Here is a 15,308-nt window from a genome sequence, read left to right as displayed (position 1 = left end):
GGGTGTATCAAGTTTTCCCAAGGCTTTTTCAAGCCTAAAAATTACCGGTGAAAATTCAAAATACACGCATTGTTTCAAGCGAAGCAAACGCGCTTGAGTTGCTAATATCCGGAGTGATATGTAGTTCGATAATACTTACCGCAGGCAAGTCGACAACGTGTTGTTCCGACTCCGCCGTGCACCCTTGCGGATTAAAATTCCATTGTTGGCGGACGATTTCGCGAAACGACTGTCCGTTATCAGCAGAAATACACAGGACGTATTCCTGGGTTCTGGCTATAGCCGATTCCAAAAAATCCAGTTGAATAGATTTCACAGGCTGGGCCTGCTTAAACAGTAACCGGATAACTTGCGATCCCGGCATTCCCGCTCGCCATCCGCCGCTAAAGCCAGGCAGGAGTGCGGCTTCAATAGGGTGTTCCTTTTCCTCGGATGACACTTCAACGTCAGCAAGCGCCTCCAGGTTTAACTGCTCTGTCATTAAGCAGACTTTGTCGGGCCGACTGTTACCGATAATTCGTTTTTGCATGGTTTACCTAGCTTTGGACTGTATTAATCAGTCGAAATGATTTGAATCCGGTTATGTTTGTCAGAATTGATTGGCTGAAATTTTTAACTTGAGTGCGATTGGCCCCTAATTTGATCGGTAATCAGCGCATGCCTAATAACGGGCTGATTGGAAATAAGGTATTCCGGCATGGCTCGGTCCCGGTGAGAGCTAAGTGTTTTTACTGCGAATTTGCCAAGTGAAAATGTCTATTGCGCCCACAAACCGCAGCCGAAAATATGGGCGCGTCCCTGCGCCCCAAGTCGAGAGGGAGGCTTAACCCTTTAAAAAGCTGGCCATGATGCCTGCCGGGTCAATACCTTGATGCGGGAATTGCTCCCACAAACCGCCGCAGCCTTCTTTATGTGTAGCAATATAAGCGTATTTCGGTGTGTAGCCACGCTCTAGCAACCAGGTGCCCATGCGGCTACCCAAACCGGTTTTACGGTTGAAGGACTCAACCACCATCACTTTCGGTGATTTGCCGATTTTGGCCAGCATGTCTTCATCGATGACGTTCAGGGTCGGTTTGTTGATCAGGCCCACATCGACGCCTTGTTGTTTCAGACGCTCGACCGCATCCAGCGCCCGGTACAAGGCTTCACCGAAGCTGACGATATAACCTGCCGTGCCTTCACGAATGACTTCGTCTTTGCCGGGCACGAATTTATAGTCGCCGCCGAAAAACTCGTTACCGTTGCTGTCCAGAATGGTTGGCACTTTGGAACGGGTGGAGAAGATGAAACGCAAACCGGGATCGAAGAAGACTTTTTCCACGCAGGCTTTCATTTGCAAAGGATCAGCCGGGAAATACAGTTTGGTTTCATAGCCGTCGCTCAAACCGTTGTCGGCGAACATGTTGTTCAGACCGAAATGGCAGGTGTTGTCGGCCATGTCGTCGATGCCGGAATGCGAGAAGTGGCTGAGCACGTTGGATTTGTTCAAGCGGGCCATGGTGATTTCGGACATCAGCATTTCTAAGAATGCGCTGAAAGTGCCGAAAATACCTTGTTTGCCCGCTTCCATACCAAAACCGGCTGCAGCGGAGAAGTTACCGCGCTCCATGATGCCGGAGGAGATAAACACTTCCGGGAAGGCTTTATGGATTTTGAACAGGCCGCAAGAACCTTCCAAGTCGCTATCCACTACCCGCACTTTGGCAACCCGTTCCGCTTCGCTCAAACGGCCCAAAACTTCCACGCAAGCATCGCCGAAGACGTTGCGGTTGGCATCCCATTTGTCGCTGGAGCCCAAAAATACTGCGTCGTTTTTCGGTGCTTTGACTTCGCGCAATGCATCGGCAGCGGCTTGTTGACCATGTGACTCCAGGTATTCCAGCGCCACTTTCACTGACACGACGTCGTGGCCGTGGGTGGAGCCTTCCAGACCGACAATACCAGGGCACATCGGACGGTGGTTAATCACTGCCACCGGACCTGGGGTGTTAATAGCGGTGATGATGCGTTTGTACAAATCATCCAGATCTTCGCCGTCGCCTTCCAGCACGGTGACGCCTTGACCAGCCAAGGTTTTGGCGGTGCTGCAGCCTTTCAAATACTCGGATGGGTGGCCGGCGATGGTGACGTTGTTGTCATCGATGATCAGTTTGACGTTCAGGCCTTGCGCCACAGCCAGACGCGCCGCTTCGGCGTCGTTACCTTCCTGCTGCGAGCCGTCCGAACCCAGGCAGAAAACGGTTTTGGCCGGGTTGGCGATGGCTACGCCGTTGACATACGGCCACATGTGGCCCAAACGACCAGAGCTGAATTTTACGCCGGGGGTGAAATCCAATTCAGGATGGCCCGGCAAATGTGAATGCGCGGCGCGGTATTCGATCAAGCGTTCTGCCGGTAAATCGCCGTTCAGCGTGGACATCAGATACTGGGTGGCGACACGGTGGCCGGCTTCATCAAAGAAGATGGGTACAAAATCATTGGAGCTATGGAACAGCGCATCCATGATCATGACTTCCGGTACGGTATCGTATGGGCCGCCGGTATGGCCGCCCACGCCACGGGCTGCGCCGTTGGCTGTGAAATAGACGATCGCGTCACGGCATAGTTGAATGTTGGCTTTCAGGCTGGCACGTTGTGCATCGGTTAAGGTTGGGTTTTTTGGATCTAAGCTGATGCGCTGATAAGCGCCAAGATCGATTGGAAATTTGGACATAACTAATCTCATGGTGAGGACATTATTTTTATAGACGCGCATCTAGTTGTTACGCTGTCATTTTTAAACGCGACATAGAACAAAGATAATATTTAGCTTCGGCAAATATTCGTTGCTAATTAACTACAATAACGCTGCTTTTTTACACAAGCCGTTGCTATTTTGTAGTCTTAAATTTGTTTTTTATGCCGTCGTATTGAACCTTACACCCATTAAAACGGGCTTTGCAAGACTTATTAAATACCTACTAATTTGTGTATAAATTGAAACGGATAGCCTGTATAGCCGTGAGACAATTAACAGAAAACGTTCTATGGAAAATCAATTAGTTATTCAAGTCGCTTCTACTATTGGGGGATTATAAGCCGCAAAAAATTTATTTTATTTTTCGCGGCAGCGCAGCTTTATGGGGCAAATTGAATGGATGGTAGTGTGTTGCCGAAACACGCCTCGCCTATACACAATCCCAAATCGCCAGTGGAAAAATATCAAACAGCTCACTGGCGGGCTTGGAACCATGGGGTTCGTTCAAGCTCTAATTAATCGGATAAAAGATGGCTCCAACCCTGGGCGAGGGAGGCTGAGTGGTCTACCCGAAGGGCAAGGTCGCGTTAGTTGTATTTATCCGCAACGTGGACTATGTTTCCATCACCTAAAGTAAAACGACTGGTTGACGCTATATAGGGTAAGCAAGAGGGTCAAAGCCAATCAATTTACCGGCAGTCCGGCAACTTGATTTTCATGGTTTCCGCATCAGGGGTAGTGAGCGTTGGCCCAAATCTTATTAACCATCCTTGGGATACAGCTAAGTACTGCTAGAGTGTCTTTATGATATTGATTATTAAAAATATCCCGTCGATTACGCAAGAAAGCGAGTTGGGAGACTTTGTCGCCCCTGCCCTCAAGTTTTGCCTGCTACTTCCCGTCAAGCTTGGCAATATTCTGAAAACAGACATTTTTTGTCTTAAAAATATCAAGACCAATGTGCTGTCGTTTCATGGTCGTATTTTTATTGACGATGACAAAGCCGGTAGGCTTGCCATCAAAAAACTGCATGGCAAGCGTTTTAAAAATAAAATCGTCGAGGTCAGAGAATATTTTATTCGTTCGCATAAAAACGACAGACGCTTAACGCAGCAGCCGGTATCGACAGACATACTGGAAAAGCGTAAAGGCGAACGGCGTTGCAATATCAAGCATGAAGGGCAAGCCGCCGCTTACACGAATGTATTCGATACTGAAAACATCTATCAAATTAGCCGCCGATTACGAGACGACGCTTACGATTACTAAGCCACGGTGCTGGCAACCTAAGTTTGCCCGCATGGCGAAGAGATAGCAGAATCGTGACCCTATAAACTCTGAATCAAACGATACCAGTTTGCTCGACTCTATCTCCGTCAATTTTCCCTTCAAACTGATGCGCTATGCCTTGCATCACCAAAATCAACACCACCCCAGCCAAAATAAAACCAATCTGTTGTAATGAGGTTTTGATGTCGGTCTTCTGATGCAAAGACGGGATCAAATCGGCCACCGCGATATAAATAAAACTGGAAGCCGCCAAGGTTAAAAAGTAAGGCAAGATGTGATGCAGGTCGCCAAGGCTGAAATACGCCAAAACGCCGCCAACCACCGTGCTCAAGCTGGCAAGCACGTTGTAAAACAAGGCTTCGCCGCGTTTGTAGCCACTGTGCAGCAATATTGCGAAGTCGCCGACTTCTTGCGGAATTTCATGCGCGGCCACCGCCAAGCTGGTGACGATGCCCAGTTGCACGTCGGTTAAAAACGCTGCGCCGATTAACACGCCATCGACAAAATTATGGATGCTGTCGCCGAGAATGATAAACATCCCGGCGGGGCGATGGCCGGCCGCTTGGATTGAATGCGTATGGCCGTGTTCGTGGTGATGGTCTTCATGCGATTCTTCGCCGTGGGCTTCGCAGGCGTGGGAATGACAATGGCGCCAGACCAGCAGTTTTTCCAACACAAAAAATAGCAGGATGCCGGCCAAAATAGTCGCCGAAAGGTTAGACATATCCTCGACCGGCACTTCCTCAAAAGCGTGCGGGATCAACCCGCAAAATGCGCCGGTCAACAACGCGCCAATCGCAAAGCTGATGCCGTGCGGCAGCACATGCTTTTGTTTGTGTTCCGGCAACAATAAAAACACCGCAGCAGCCAGCACACTAAGCACGCCACCCAGCGCGGTGAACAAGATAATCGACAACAATACAGTCAAATTAGTCTCTCCAGATCAAGCTGGCCATGCGGCCAGTAGTTGCGCCGTCACGGCGGTACGAGTAAAAACGTTGCGGATCGGCGACGGTGCACAGGTCACCGCCATAAACGTGTTCCACACCCAGTTCGGCTAGTTTAATGCGCGCCAAACGGTAAATATCGGCCAGCCATTTGCCTGGCTGTCGGGCGCGAAATGCGACGGCGGTAATCGGGTTGTCTTTAATAAAAGCGTCCCGCACCTCGTCACCCACTTCGAAATTATCCGGGCCTATTGCCGGCCCCAGCCAAACATGCACATCCTGACAACTCATCGCATACAGGGTTTCGGCGATGATGCCGGCCTGCAAGCCGCGCCAGCCGGCGTGGGCGGCGGCAACTACTTCGCCATCGTCTCCACAGAACAGCACTGGCAGACAATCCGCCGTCAGCACCGCGCACACCGTGCCGGATTGATCGGCAAAGCTGGCGTCAGCTTCCACTAAGCTCTCGGTTTCGTCGGCGTTCACCACGCGTGTCCCGTGCACTTGCTGCAACCAGACCGGTTCGGACGGCAGTCGCAGCATGTCCTTAATGATGTAACGGTTGGTTTTGACGTGCTGCGGGTCGTCGTTGACGTGGCTGGCCGGATTCAAACTGGCGTAAGGGCCGGTACTGACTCCGCCTGTGCGCAAGGTGACGGCGGCATGCACATGCGCCGGCAGCGGCCAATCAGGCTTGATCCAATTCATTTTCGGCCAATAATTTCAACAGATTTTGCATGTCTTCGGGGATGGGTTGTTCCCATTCGCAATACTCGCCGGTTTCCGGATGCTCCAAACCCAATTTCGCGGCATGCAAGGCTTGGCGCTTAAAGTTGCGCAAGGCTTCTGCCAAAGCCGGGTTGCAGTCGGCTGGCATCTGGAAGCGGCCGCCGTAGACTTGATCGCCGACCAGCGGATAATTAATGTGCGACATATGCACTCTAATCTGATGCGTTCTGCCGGTTTCCAGCTTCACTCGAATCAGCGTATGGCGCTTAAAGCGCTGTTCGAGGCGGTAGTGGGTAATCGCTTCTTTACCGCCGCGACGCACTACGGCATTGCGTTTACGATCCACCGGATGGCGGCCAATGGGCTCGTCCACGGTGCCGCCTGCGGTCATCCAGCCCTTGACCAGCGCCAGATATTCGCGATGGATGCTGCGCGCCTGGAGTTGCTCGACCAGACTGTTATGCGCCTGCAAGGTTTTGGCAATCATCAACAAACCGCTGGTATCCTTGTCGATACGATGCACGATACCGGCGCGCGGCAGGGTATCCAGACTGGGAGCATGATTGAGCAAGGCATTGACTAAAGTGCCGTCCCAGTTGCCGACCGCCGGATGCACGACCAAACCGGCCGGTTTGTTGACGATGAGTAAAGAGTCGTCTTCATAAACAATGTCTAGCGGGATTTCCTGAGGCGCATATTCGATCACGCGCTCGGCTTCGGCGTCCAACTCGATTTCCTCACCGCCATCCAATTTCTCGCGGCCTTTCATGACCTCGCCATCCACCAAAACCCGGCCAGCTTTGATCCAGGTTTGCAGTTTGCTGCGCGAATAATCGGGAAACACTTCGGCCAGACACTGGTCCAGTCGCATACCCGCCAGTTCCTCTGGAACCCTTGCCGTCAATATCGTCATAGTCGTTTTTAAGTTATACTCGCGGCCAGAATGCCGCCAAAAGCTGCAAAAAACCCGCAATATTACAACGTGTTGATAAACGTATGCGATTAGTTTTAGTAAAAACCGTTTTTATCGCCAGTCTGACTTGGATGCTGCAAGGCTGCGAGACCCTGGATGCCTTTATGAGCAAGGATTCTTCCGCTAGCAAAGACGAAGAATACGCCGGCTGGGACGACAAGATGTTTCATGAAAAAGCCAAGGAAGCGCTGGACAATAAAAACTATCAAAAAGCGGTGACTCTTTACGAAGCGCTGGAATCGCGTTATCCATTTGGCGACTATGCGGCCCAGGCGCAATTAAACGTTGCTTACGCTTACTATAAAAACGACGATCCGGAAGCGGGCTTAGCCGCCGCCGACCGCTTCATTAAAATCCACCCGCGTAACCCCAATGTCGATTATGCCTATTATCTAAAAGGCCTGATCAATTACAACCGCGGCATCGGCTTTATAGACCGCTTTCTGCCTACCGACTCGTCGCAACGCGACCCTGGTCCGGCCAAAGACTCTTATGATAATTTTCAGGAATTAATCCGCCGCTACCCCAACAGCCAGTATGTCGCCGACGCCAAACTGCGAATGGTCGCCTTACGCAACAACATGGCGATGTACGAGGTCCATGTCGCGGACTTTTACATGCGCCGTAAAGCCTATGTCGCGGCGGTAAACCGCGCCAATTACATAATTAAAGAATATCAGCGCACGCCGGCGGTACCGTTTGCCTTGCAAATCATGCAGGACGGCTATCGGCAGTTGGGGATGGACGAGTTGGCCGCCGATGCCGAACGGATTTATACCTTGAATTATCCGGCCGGCGCGCCGCAAGCCAATTACAAGGATGAAGGCGCCATTCAAAAGGTGTGGGACGCCATGGGTCTGGATAAATAAAACTTGCGCCGTTTGACCTTGTTGCGGCCTGCTTGCTTAGGCTGGCTGCTGTTAAATGCCGGCTTTGTATACGCAACCGAGCCGGTACCGCTGTTTCAAAACCGCTTTTTCACGTTGTCGCAGAACACTGAACTGGTCTGCGCTACCAGCCAGCAACACTTTACCCCTACCGCAGTACTAGCCGACATCATCCGCTTTTATGAAGCGGGCCACCCGGACTTGCGCAAACAAGCTGTGGCGGTGCTGACTGATCATAAAAACCAGGATCATCTCGACGACTTGGCCGATTACCGCGAAGACTGCGCCAACAACATCGCCGGCGAACTCTGCGTATTGGAAAAATATTGGGACGATCGCGAAGCCGCCTGGCGGGCATTGGCCTTGTTCTACGACACCAAAACCGTGGTCAAACACAGCGATGACTATCGATATGAAGTGCGGCGCTTCAGCGTAGACCATCTGCGTCTTTTCGAAAAAGCCATTCGCAAAATCCCGGCCTTTTTAAGACAAAGCATCAGCAAAGCCAAGCCGGTAGATAATTTGGAACAGGAAATCGCCGACAAGCCCACGGTGATGCAGGAACTGATTCGCGACGCGTTTCAGGAAGACTACAAAAACAGCATCTGGCAGGATCATACTCATCCGTTGACGCTGGTGCCGGGCATCGGTTTTCGCTCGCAGACCGTGGCTCAGGTATTCAGCGGTCAAAACCTGATCGTGTTTACCGTCAAGGCCTTCGACAAGGGCAAGGAAGGCGGCACCTATCGCGACATCGCCGTGCAATATCTGGTGGATTTTAGGCTGCCTATCGTCGTGCATGAAATCGCCCATACCATCGACAATTTTCATTTCTGGAACGGCCAGGATGATCTGTATTTTTTCTACAAGTACCACAAGATTTCCAACGACGAAGACATCATAAAAATCATCGCTGAGGCTAAATTGGCGTTGTGGCCGTCGAAATGGTTCGAGGCCTTTGAATATTTGGGCGAAGTCAATGAAGGCCGTTATGACGGCACCACGCAAGAAAAACTGGCCGAGTTAGTGGCGCAATACATCCTGATCCCGGAACGCTTGCAACAAAGCGCGCCGGCCGCCTACCGCTGGCTGCGCGACGAGATTTTTCGCGGCATCGAATACCAGGGCTACGACCGTTGCCAGATGCCGTTGACCAAGCCGCTAAGCTGGTGGCAATACGCTACCGGCAAGATGCTGGGCCAGTAACACTTTATACTATGCTGACCCTGAATTTTAACCTCGCTAAACCGCTGTCCAGCCATGAAAAAACCGCAAACCCTATCCCTGCAAGAACAATTGCTTAAATCCGGCCTTAGCAACGACGCCAAACTCAAGCAAGTCAAAGCCGAGAAGCGCAAACAAACCAAGCTGGAACGCAATAACGGCGTCGAGATCGTCGATGAGGTGAAACTGAGTGCGGAGCAATTGCGGCAGCAACAGGTGGAGCGCGACCGCGAACTGAATCGGCAACGCAAATTGGCCGAGGAACAAAAAGCCCTGGGCGCGCAAATCAAACAAATTGTCGAAATGAATCGTATCACTCAAGACGCAAACGGCTTGGCTTACAACTTCACTGACGACAGCAAAGTCAAAACGCTATACGTGGCGGAAAAAGTGCGGGAGGCCTTGATCAATGGCCGGGCAGGCATCGCCAAAATAGACAGTCATTACGAGATCGTGCCGGCGGAGGTCGCCCGTAAAGTGCAGGCGCGGGACGTTGCCAGTATTGTGGTGTTGAACGAAGCGACGCAAGATGTTTCCGCCGCTGACGATCCGTATGCAGAGTTTCAGATTCCGGACGACTTGATGTGGTGAAGCGTTAGACCTTCCGGAAAATCAAATCCCAAACCCCGTGTCCCAAACCCAGGCCACGGTTTTCGAACTTAGTTAAAGGCCGATAACTTGGCCGTTCGCAGAAATCGTTGCTGGCGCTGGTGTTATGCAAACCAGTGCCGGCCGACAATATCCCCAGCATATCGTGGGCGTAATGTTCCCAATCGGTAGCCGCATGAAAGTAGCCGCCAGTCAGCAGTTTCTTGTTCAGCAATTCCACGAAACTGGGGCGAACGATACGGCGCTTGTGGTGACGACGTTTCTGCCAGGGATCGGGGAAAAACAGATGCATGCCAGCCAGGCTATGATCGGCAATTTTCTGTTCCAGAATCTCGATCGCGTCGTAATGGTAAATCCGTACGTTGTTAATCCCGCGCTGCTCCAGCAACATCATCAAATGGCCGACGCCGGGGCGGTGCACTTCGATACCCAGATAATTCAAATCCGGATTGGCCTCAGCCATCGCCGCCAGGCTGTCGCCGTTGCCGAACCCGATCTCGACGATCAACGGCGCTAGGCGGCCGAAGGCTCGCTCGGAATCGAAGTTGGCTTGCGGAGACAGGCAATACTTATCCCAGTGGCTTTCCAGCGCCTGCTTTTGACCGGCCGTGGCGTGGCCCTGGCGGCGAATGAAGCTTTTGATGCGGGTGGGGTCGATTTTTTTTGGGGTGGTCATTGAGGTATAGCGATTGTTCGCCGGGTAAAACGTAGCACGAATGTCATCAGATGATTTTTTAATTTGGGTCGACGCTCTGTCGAACTGCTAATAAATGTCGCCTCATCATATCTTCAACTTAACGGGCTATAGTGGATTAAAACGTAATGCCGACTGAAGCCCAACGCTCATCGGGCGTGTCAAATTTCTTTGATCGTGCTGCTTGGTTTAGTTTTTGATCTTCCTCGATTGTTATAACAGCAAGCTTCCAATGCTGATGGACTAATTCGCGCATATTTTCGTCATTCAACTGCTCTTTTTTGTATAGTTTCAACGCCATTCTTGCAAATGCACGTCGAGGAGTGCCATGCTCTACCCTCAGTCCATCTTTCGGTTTCAAATGAGGATCAGCAGCAATTTTTTCCTTTGCTTTCACCGACCATTGTTTTTTGGGTACTTGATTCACATGGTGGGGTGAAGCGTTGCCATTTTCTTGTGACAGCTTTGCATATATGTCAGTGAATATTTCTAATGTTCTGATAGCTAAATTTTCAGTAACTCCAGCTTGTATCAGTTCTTCACAATGCCCACAAGCCATTCTTATTTGTTCAATAGAGATTGAGTTTTTTGACATGAGCACCGCTCACCCAGTGAAGTAGCCCGGATAAAGCAAAGCATAATCAGGGAAAAAAACTACCGTATTACGCGGCTTGTCTACCGATCTGTTCATACGAAAAAGCCGGAAGATCGACGCGATGCTTGGCGTGTTCCAAGGTGATACCGCAAACCTGTCCGGTAGCATCAATATCGATCAGGGTATTGTCATCATAATCGCGGGTTTCCAGGATTGTGGCCTCGCGAAATTCGATATACAAGGTGTCTGTGTCTTCGAAATATTTGATTTTCATGGTGTAAACGACCTATCAAAAAACGCGTTATGAATGGTTTCGCCATCTTCCAGCAATACGACGCGCAAATATCGCCCGTCTGCTTCATCAATGGCCGCCCAGCAACGGATTCTGCCATCCGGCTGAATCGTTTGCTTGACCGGTTGATCAATCACCCTCTCAATCCAAGCTAGCTCTATACCGCTACGATCCGGGCGCTGGCGCATGCTTTGAAAATATTGGGTGAATTTCATGCTGAATTGTTTAATCCGATGAGGCGCATTTTACAACATACTAAGACAAACATTACTCAACAGCTTAGCTTCGAGTATTAACACAGACTTTACCCCCTATCTGTCCAAGCCGCTCTTTTGCCACCAAACCAAATGCAGGCTCCAGCTCTTTTTGGACAATTCCGTGCAACACGGCAATGCTCGGTTTTCCCAGCAAGTAGCCTGGATGAAGCGTAGCGTAATCCGGGTTGAAATGAGTTCTAATCGCCAACCTGCTCCAGTCTCGACTTCGCCGCCAACCCAAATTCTGATTCCGGTTCCTTTTCGATGATCCGTTGCAGTACCGATAAACTCGATTTTTCCAATAAACCGATAGCTCGCAATCTGACCGATGCGTGGTGGGCGTTTAGCGCTGCCAGCTCGGTCAGATAAGCGTTGGTGCTGTTTAGCAGTTTGAGGGTGACCTTTTCCGGGTCGTCGGTCAACAGGTCGCGGACCAGTTCACCGTATTGCTCCTGCACGCGGATCAGTTCGCGGCGATCGATCTTTTTTGGTTCGGTGGGATCGTCGCAGCAGGCCATTGTGGAATATCAGCCGTGTTCGGCTATCAATTGCTGGAATTCGAATTCGCAGCCGCCGCAACCCGATGCGGCACCGGTGATGCGGGAAATACGTTCCGGATCGATAACACCGCTGTCGAGCAGCTGTTTGATTTGCTGCACGGTGGTGCCGCTGTAATAGCAAAGCACATTGTTCTCAGTGTCCGGTTGTACGGCGTTCATAATCAAGGTATTAAGCAGCGTATAGAGTAGAGTAACTTTGCAAGGTTTAACTCTACATGTTTGGTTTGAAATCTTGGGTCATGTCTTATCGGGTTGTTAATCCAGCCTACATTCCGTATTTAAAAGTTACAAAGATAAAAAAATCCAATTGAAGTCACTGCAACTATCAGTATTACTTTCTTGTGCAAACTCTCGAAATCCAAATTTGGGACTATAGTTTTTAATAAAAAATAGACCCCAAGAGTAATCGCTAAAATCAGAAGTTTTAATGCTAAGCGTTCCGATATTTCCAAGGAGTCTCCGTTACAAAAACAACCCGTCAATCGGCGAAGACGCCGAGGCAAAACGCTTACGCGGCATGCGTCCGGCCAGAAAAGCTTCGCGTCCGGCTTCTATGCCTTTTTTCATCGCCGAGGCCATCAGTACCGGGTTTTTCGCAGCGGCTATCGCGGTGTTCATCAACACGCCGTCGCAACCCAGTTCCATTGCCATCGCCGCATCGGACGCAGTGCCGACGCCGGCGTCGACCAGGATCGGCACCTTGGCGTTTTCGACGATGGTTAGAATGTTGTAGGGGTTACGGATGCCCAAACCAGAACCAATCGGCGCGGCCAGCGGCATCACGGCGACGCAGCCGATTTCTTCCAGGCGTTTGGCGGCAATCGGGTCGTCGTTGGTGTAAACCATCACATCGAAGCCTTCCTTGACCAGCAATTCGGCGGCGACATAGGTTTCGGCAACATCCGGAAACAAGGTCAGTTGATCGGCCAATACTTCCAGCTTGACCAGCTTATGGCCACCCAATAACTCCCGGGCCAGCCGGCAAGTCCGCACGGCATCGTCAGCGGTATAGCAACCGGCGGTATTGGGCAGGATGGTGTATTTGTCCGGAGAAATCACGTCCAGCAAGCTAGGTTCGCCGGGATTTTGGCCGATGTTGGTACGGCGAATCGCGACAGTAATGATCTCGGCGCCGCTGGCTTCGGTAGCCAGGCGGGTTTCTTCCAGATCCTTGTATTTGCCGCTACCGACCAACAAGCGCGAGCGGTATTGTTTGCCGGCCAGCGTGAAATAATCATCCTGTCCGCCGCCGATGGCCTGCACAATTTCCAATCTATCGTCAGCTTGCAAGCGTTGGCTGGCGTGCTGGGTAAACGGCAAAATTTCCTTATTCAATTCCACGGCGATGCGTTTGCCGGTCAAGCCTAAATCGGCAATTACGTCGGCAACGGTAGCGTCCTCGCCATATTCGCGGTTATCGCCATTGACCTGTATTTTCATGCGTTAAACCTTGTGTGTTTTGGCGGCACGGCGGCGTTCCACGGCACCGGCCAGATGATGTAACAATTCGGCGCTATCGTCCCAACCCAGACAGGCGTCGGTGATGCTTTGGCCGTAAGTCAGTGGTTTACCTTCTTCGACATCCTGACGACCACCTACTAGGTGGCTTTCCACCATTGCGCCGATGATACGGTTGTCGCCGCCGCGTATTTGGCTGGCAACATCTTCGGACACCAACATTTGCCGCTGGTATTTTTTCAGGCTGTTGGCGTGGCTGAAATCAATCATGATGTTGGGGCGCAAACCGGCTTTTTCCAGACCTTCGGCGACTTGATCGACGCTGACCTCGTCATAGTTCGGGCGGCTGTTGCCGCCGCGCAGAATGATGTGGGCATCTTCGTTGCCGCGGGTCGAGAAAATCGCCGAGCGGCCTTCTTTGGTGAGCGACAGGAAGTGGTGCGGGCTCATCGCGGCATTGATCGCATCGATGGCGATTTGAATGCCGCCGTCAGTGGCGTTTTTGAAGCCGACCGGACAAGATAAGCCGGACGCCAATTCGCGGTGCACTTGGCTTTCGGTGGTTCTGGCACCGATGGCGCCCCAGGAAATCAAGTCGGAGACGTATTGCGGGGTGATCAAGTCCAAATACTCGGTGGCAGCCGGCACGCCAAGGTTGTTCACATCCAACAATACTTGGCGGGCCATCCGTAGGCCTTTGTTGATGTTGAAGCTGGAGTTTAAATCCGGATCGTTGATTAAGCCTTTCCAGCCTACCGTGGTGCGGGGTTTTTCGAAGTAAACCCGCATGACGATCACCAGGTCTTCTTGTAACTCGTCCATGATGAGTTTCAAGCGTCCGGCATATTCCACTGCCGCTGCCGGGTCGTGGATGGAGCAAGGACCGATAATCACCAGCAATCTATCGTCGGCACCGGTGAGAATGTTGTGAATCGCCGCCCGCGTATGCAGAATGGTGGCGGCGGCCTGCTCGGTCATCGGAATTTCTTCATGAACTTGAATCGGCGCCACCACGTCCTTGGTTTCACAAATTCTTAAATCATCGGTGTTATAGTTAGTTGGCATGACACTCAGCAATACGCTTTCAGTAGATGGATTAATTGGCTATTTTAACCGTTTTGCCTGTCGGTGTTACAAACTAATGCCGAAACCGACCTGAGAAAACCCGGACATGACAGACGACAGACCCATTAAACGCTGCTTGACGGTGTGCCTGGCGCAATCCTTCGAATTCGCGCAATTGCGGGAAAAACTGCTGGATACCACCCGCGCGCAACTGTTCAGAAACGCCTTGGTGGTCGATTACAAAACCGGCTGCGCGATTGTGTTTGCCTATGGGGTGATGGTGTGTTGGAACCTGAATCTCGACGACCGCCGCGCCTTGCAGGATTTATTGCTGGATTATGCGATCAAGCCTGACGCTGAGCCGCAGGAAGACAATTTCAGCTATGAAATAGGTTGTGAGCAGGACCGGATTCAGCATGATCATATCGAATTGCAGTCCGCTGACTTCAAGGTGCTGTTGGCACTGTCGCACGCGATGGCGCAATCGATTAAACTGGCGGCTTTCGAAGGCCATGCCATCGACACGATCCGTGCCACCAGCCATTTGCCGCAATCGCTGGCGCGGGAAGGCAAGATCAAGCTCAATCGCAAAACCATGGCGATGATCCGCGGCCAGTTGTTCCTCACCAAGAGCGACATCATCCTCAATTACGACTTGCTGGATACCCCGGAATTTTTCTGGGAACATCCCGAATACCAGCATATTTATTCAATGGCGGCCAATTACCTGGAAATTCAGCAACGCACCGACGTATTGTCAAAAAAGCTTGAGACCATACACGAGCTGCTGGAAATGCTGGCAGATGAACAAAAACACCAGCATTCCTCGGCCTTGGAGTGGATCATTATCTGGCTGATTGCTGTGGAGATTGTGATGTCGATTTTGGACAAGCTTTTTTAGTTAGCCCGGCTCTCAGCGCCCTAATTGGGCAACTGGTTTGCAGCAAGCTAACGCTTGCCCAGGAAAATCAAGGGTTGACGGTATCGA

Annotated in this window: 18 protein-coding genes; 5 read left to right on the top strand and 13 right to left on the bottom strand. The window is 51.3% G+C overall.

Translation table 11 applies throughout. The features are described 5' to 3' along the window. Positions 1–55: 55 nt before the first annotated feature. Both EBB_RS01945 and EBB_RS01940 read right to left on the bottom strand, forming a co-directional pair. Positions 56–529, bottom strand: coding sequence for a carbohydrate-binding protein (locus tag EBB_RS01945; RefSeq protein ID WP_192392227.1), 474 nt, complete (start codon positions 527–529; stop codon positions 56–58). Between the two features lie 294 nt (positions 530–823). After that, positions 824–2,716: a thiamine pyrophosphate-binding protein gene (locus tag EBB_RS01940; RefSeq protein WP_192392226.1), complete on the bottom strand. Its 1,893-nt coding sequence runs from the start codon at positions 2,714–2,716 to the stop codon at positions 824–826. 828 nt (positions 2,717–3,544) lie between these two features. On the opposite strand from EBB_RS01940, the gene EBB_RS01935 reads away from it, so the two are divergent. Further along, positions 3,545–4,009, top strand: a complete 465-nt coding sequence (locus EBB_RS01935; protein ID WP_192392225.1) for a hypothetical protein — start codon at positions 3,545–3,547, stop codon at positions 4,007–4,009. Positions 4,010–4,082: 73 nt separating this feature from the next. On the opposite strand, the gene EBB_RS01930 is transcribed toward EBB_RS01935, so the two are convergent. Genes EBB_RS01930 through rluD form a run of 3 tightly spaced genes read right to left on the bottom strand, consistent with a single transcriptional unit; the run spans position 4,083 to position 6,619 of the window. Continuing rightward, complete coding sequence (locus tag EBB_RS01930; protein ID WP_192392224.1) at positions 4,083–4,958, bottom strand: ZIP family metal transporter; 876 nt, start codon at positions 4,956–4,958, stop codon at positions 4,083–4,085. A 1-nt stretch (position 4,959) separates the two neighbouring features. Further along, positions 4,960–5,685 (bottom strand): peptidoglycan editing factor PgeF, encoded by a 726-nt coding sequence (gene pgeF / locus EBB_RS01925; RefSeq protein ID WP_192392223.1) that lies wholly within the window; start codon positions 5,683–5,685, stop codon positions 4,960–4,962. Continuing rightward, a complete protein-coding gene (gene rluD, locus EBB_RS01920; protein ID WP_192392222.1) occupies positions 5,666–6,619 on the bottom strand; it encodes a 23S rRNA pseudouridine(1911/1915/1917) synthase RluD in 954 nt (317 codons plus the stop codon). The genes pgeF and rluD overlap by 20 nt, the downstream gene beginning before the upstream one ends. An 83-nt stretch (positions 6,620–6,702) precedes the next feature. Here rluD and EBB_RS01915 point away from each other — a divergent pair, with 83 nt between their 5' ends. From EBB_RS01915 to EBB_RS01905, 3 genes are read left to right on the top strand one after another with little or no spacing between them, the layout of a single operon-like run. Continuing rightward, positions 6,703–7,548 carry an outer membrane protein assembly factor BamD gene (locus tag EBB_RS01915; RefSeq protein WP_192392221.1) on the top strand — a complete coding sequence of 282 codons (846 nt, stop codon included), beginning with the start codon at positions 6,703–6,705 and terminating at the stop codon, positions 7,546–7,548. A gap of 3 nt (positions 7,549–7,551) precedes the next feature. After that, complete coding sequence (locus EBB_RS01910) at positions 7,552–8,772, top strand: hypothetical protein (protein ID WP_192392220.1); 1,221 nt, start codon at positions 7,552–7,554, stop codon at positions 8,770–8,772. A gap of 54 nt (positions 8,773–8,826) precedes the next feature. After that, positions 8,827–9,381 (top strand): DUF2058 domain-containing protein, encoded by a 555-nt coding sequence (locus EBB_RS01905; RefSeq protein WP_192392219.1) that lies wholly within the window; start codon positions 8,827–8,829, stop codon positions 9,379–9,381. 4 nt (positions 9,382–9,385) lie between these two features. Here the strand turns inward: EBB_RS01905 and trmB are convergent, their stop codons facing one another. The 8 genes from trmB to aroG form a co-directional block, all read right to left on the bottom strand. Next, complete coding sequence (trmB, locus tag EBB_RS01900; RefSeq protein WP_192392218.1) at positions 9,386–10,075, bottom strand: tRNA (guanosine(46)-N7)-methyltransferase TrmB; 690 nt, start codon at positions 10,073–10,075, stop codon at positions 9,386–9,388. A 136-nt stretch (positions 10,076–10,211) separates the two neighbouring features. Further along, positions 10,212–10,688 (bottom strand): hypothetical protein, encoded by a 477-nt coding sequence (locus EBB_RS01895; protein ID WP_192392217.1) that lies wholly within the window; start codon positions 10,686–10,688, stop codon positions 10,212–10,214. Positions 10,689–10,755: 67 nt separating this feature from the next. Continuing rightward, on the bottom strand, positions 10,756–10,962 hold the full coding sequence (locus tag EBB_RS01890) for a DUF2283 domain-containing protein (RefSeq protein ID WP_192392216.1): 207 nt from the start codon (positions 10,960–10,962) through the stop codon (positions 10,756–10,758). Then, complete coding sequence (locus EBB_RS01885) at positions 10,959–11,195, bottom strand: hypothetical protein (RefSeq protein WP_192392215.1); 237 nt, start codon at positions 11,193–11,195, stop codon at positions 10,959–10,961. Before EBB_RS01885 ends, EBB_RS01890 begins: the two co-directional genes overlap by 4 nt. Positions 11,196–11,434: 239 nt before the next feature. Further along, positions 11,435–11,755, bottom strand: coding sequence for a hypothetical protein (locus EBB_RS01880; protein ID WP_192392214.1), 321 nt, complete (start codon positions 11,753–11,755; stop codon positions 11,435–11,437). A gap of 9 nt (positions 11,756–11,764) precedes the next feature. Further along, complete coding sequence (locus EBB_RS01875) at positions 11,765–11,956, bottom strand: (2Fe-2S)-binding protein (protein ID WP_192392213.1); 192 nt, start codon at positions 11,954–11,956, stop codon at positions 11,765–11,767. 303 nt (positions 11,957–12,259) lie between these two features. Further along, a complete protein-coding gene (thiS, locus tag EBB_RS01870) occupies positions 12,260–13,237 on the bottom strand; it encodes a sulfur carrier protein ThiS (RefSeq protein ID WP_192392212.1) in 978 nt (325 codons plus the stop codon). Positions 13,238–13,240: 3 nt separating this feature from the next. Continuing rightward, on the bottom strand, positions 13,241–14,320 hold the full coding sequence (gene aroG, locus EBB_RS01865) for a 3-deoxy-7-phosphoheptulonate synthase AroG (protein ID WP_192392211.1): 1,080 nt from the start codon (positions 14,318–14,320) through the stop codon (positions 13,241–13,243). 106 nt (positions 14,321–14,426) lie between these two features. Here aroG and EBB_RS01860 point away from each other — a divergent pair, with 106 nt between their 5' ends. Beyond that, positions 14,427–15,221 carry an RMD1 family protein gene (locus EBB_RS01860; RefSeq protein WP_033156832.1) on the top strand — a complete coding sequence of 265 codons (795 nt, stop codon included), beginning with the start codon at positions 14,427–14,429 and terminating at the stop codon, positions 15,219–15,221. Positions 15,222–15,308 lie beyond the last annotated feature (87 nt).

Origin of the sequence: Methylomonas fluvii, from assembly GCF_014850975.1 — a bacterium.
GTDB classification, from domain to species: Bacteria; Pseudomonadota; Gammaproteobacteria; order Methylococcales; family Methylomonadaceae; genus Methylomonas; species Methylomonas fluvii.
The sequence above is the reverse complement of the archived record's forward strand: the minus strand, read 5'-3'. Positions and strand labels throughout refer to the sequence as shown.

What these genes read in the sequence shown, in the direction of transcription:
- EBB_RS01885 (WP_192392215.1), bottom strand. Translation starts at nt 11,195, where the DNA reads ATGAAATTCACCCAATATTTTCAAAGCATGCGCCAGCGCCCGGATCGT.
- EBB_RS01880 (WP_192392214.1), bottom strand. Translation starts at nt 11,755, where the DNA reads ATGGCCTGCTGCGACGATCCCACCGAACCAAAAAAGATCGATCGCCGC.
- EBB_RS01945 (WP_192392227.1), bottom strand. Translation starts at nt 529, where the DNA reads ATGCAAAAACGAATTATCGGTAACAGTCGGCCCGACAAAGTCTGCTTA.
- EBB_RS01935 (WP_192392225.1), top strand. Translation starts at nt 3,545, where the DNA reads ATGATATTGATTATTAAAAATATCCCGTCGATTACGCAAGAAAGCGAG.
- EBB_RS01905 (WP_192392219.1), top strand. Translation starts at nt 8,827, where the DNA reads ATGAAAAAACCGCAAACCCTATCCCTGCAAGAACAATTGCTTAAATCC.
- EBB_RS01915 (WP_192392221.1), top strand. Translation starts at nt 6,703, where the DNA reads ATGCGATTAGTTTTAGTAAAAACCGTTTTTATCGCCAGTCTGACTTGG.
- EBB_RS01895 (WP_192392217.1), bottom strand. Translation starts at nt 10,688, where the DNA reads ATGTCAAAAAACTCAATCTCTATTGAACAAATAAGAATGGCTTGTGGG.
- EBB_RS01890 (WP_192392216.1), bottom strand. Translation starts at nt 10,962, where the DNA reads ATGAAAATCAAATATTTCGAAGACACAGACACCTTGTATATCGAATTT.
- EBB_RS01860 (WP_033156832.1), top strand. Translation starts at nt 14,427, where the DNA reads ATGACAGACGACAGACCCATTAAACGCTGCTTGACGGTGTGCCTGGCG.
- thiS (WP_192392212.1), bottom strand. Translation starts at nt 13,237, where the DNA reads ATGAAAATACAGGTCAATGGCGATAACCGCGAATATGGCGAGGACGCT.
- rluD (WP_192392222.1), bottom strand. Translation starts at nt 6,619, where the DNA reads ATGACGATATTGACGGCAAGGGTTCCAGAGGAACTGGCGGGTATGCGA.
- EBB_RS01875 (WP_192392213.1), bottom strand. Translation starts at nt 11,956, where the DNA reads ATGAACGCCGTACAACCGGACACTGAGAACAATGTGCTTTGCTATTAC.
- EBB_RS01940 (WP_192392226.1), bottom strand. Translation starts at nt 2,716, where the DNA reads ATGTCCAAATTTCCAATCGATCTTGGCGCTTATCAGCGCATCAGCTTA.
- aroG (WP_192392211.1), bottom strand. Translation starts at nt 14,320, where the DNA reads ATGCCAACTAACTATAACACCGATGATTTAAGAATTTGTGAAACCAAG.
- trmB (WP_192392218.1), bottom strand. Translation starts at nt 10,075, where the DNA reads ATGACCACCCCAAAAAAAATCGACCCCACCCGCATCAAAAGCTTCATT.
- pgeF (WP_192392223.1), bottom strand. Translation starts at nt 5,685, where the DNA reads ATGAATTGGATCAAGCCTGATTGGCCGCTGCCGGCGCATGTGCATGCC.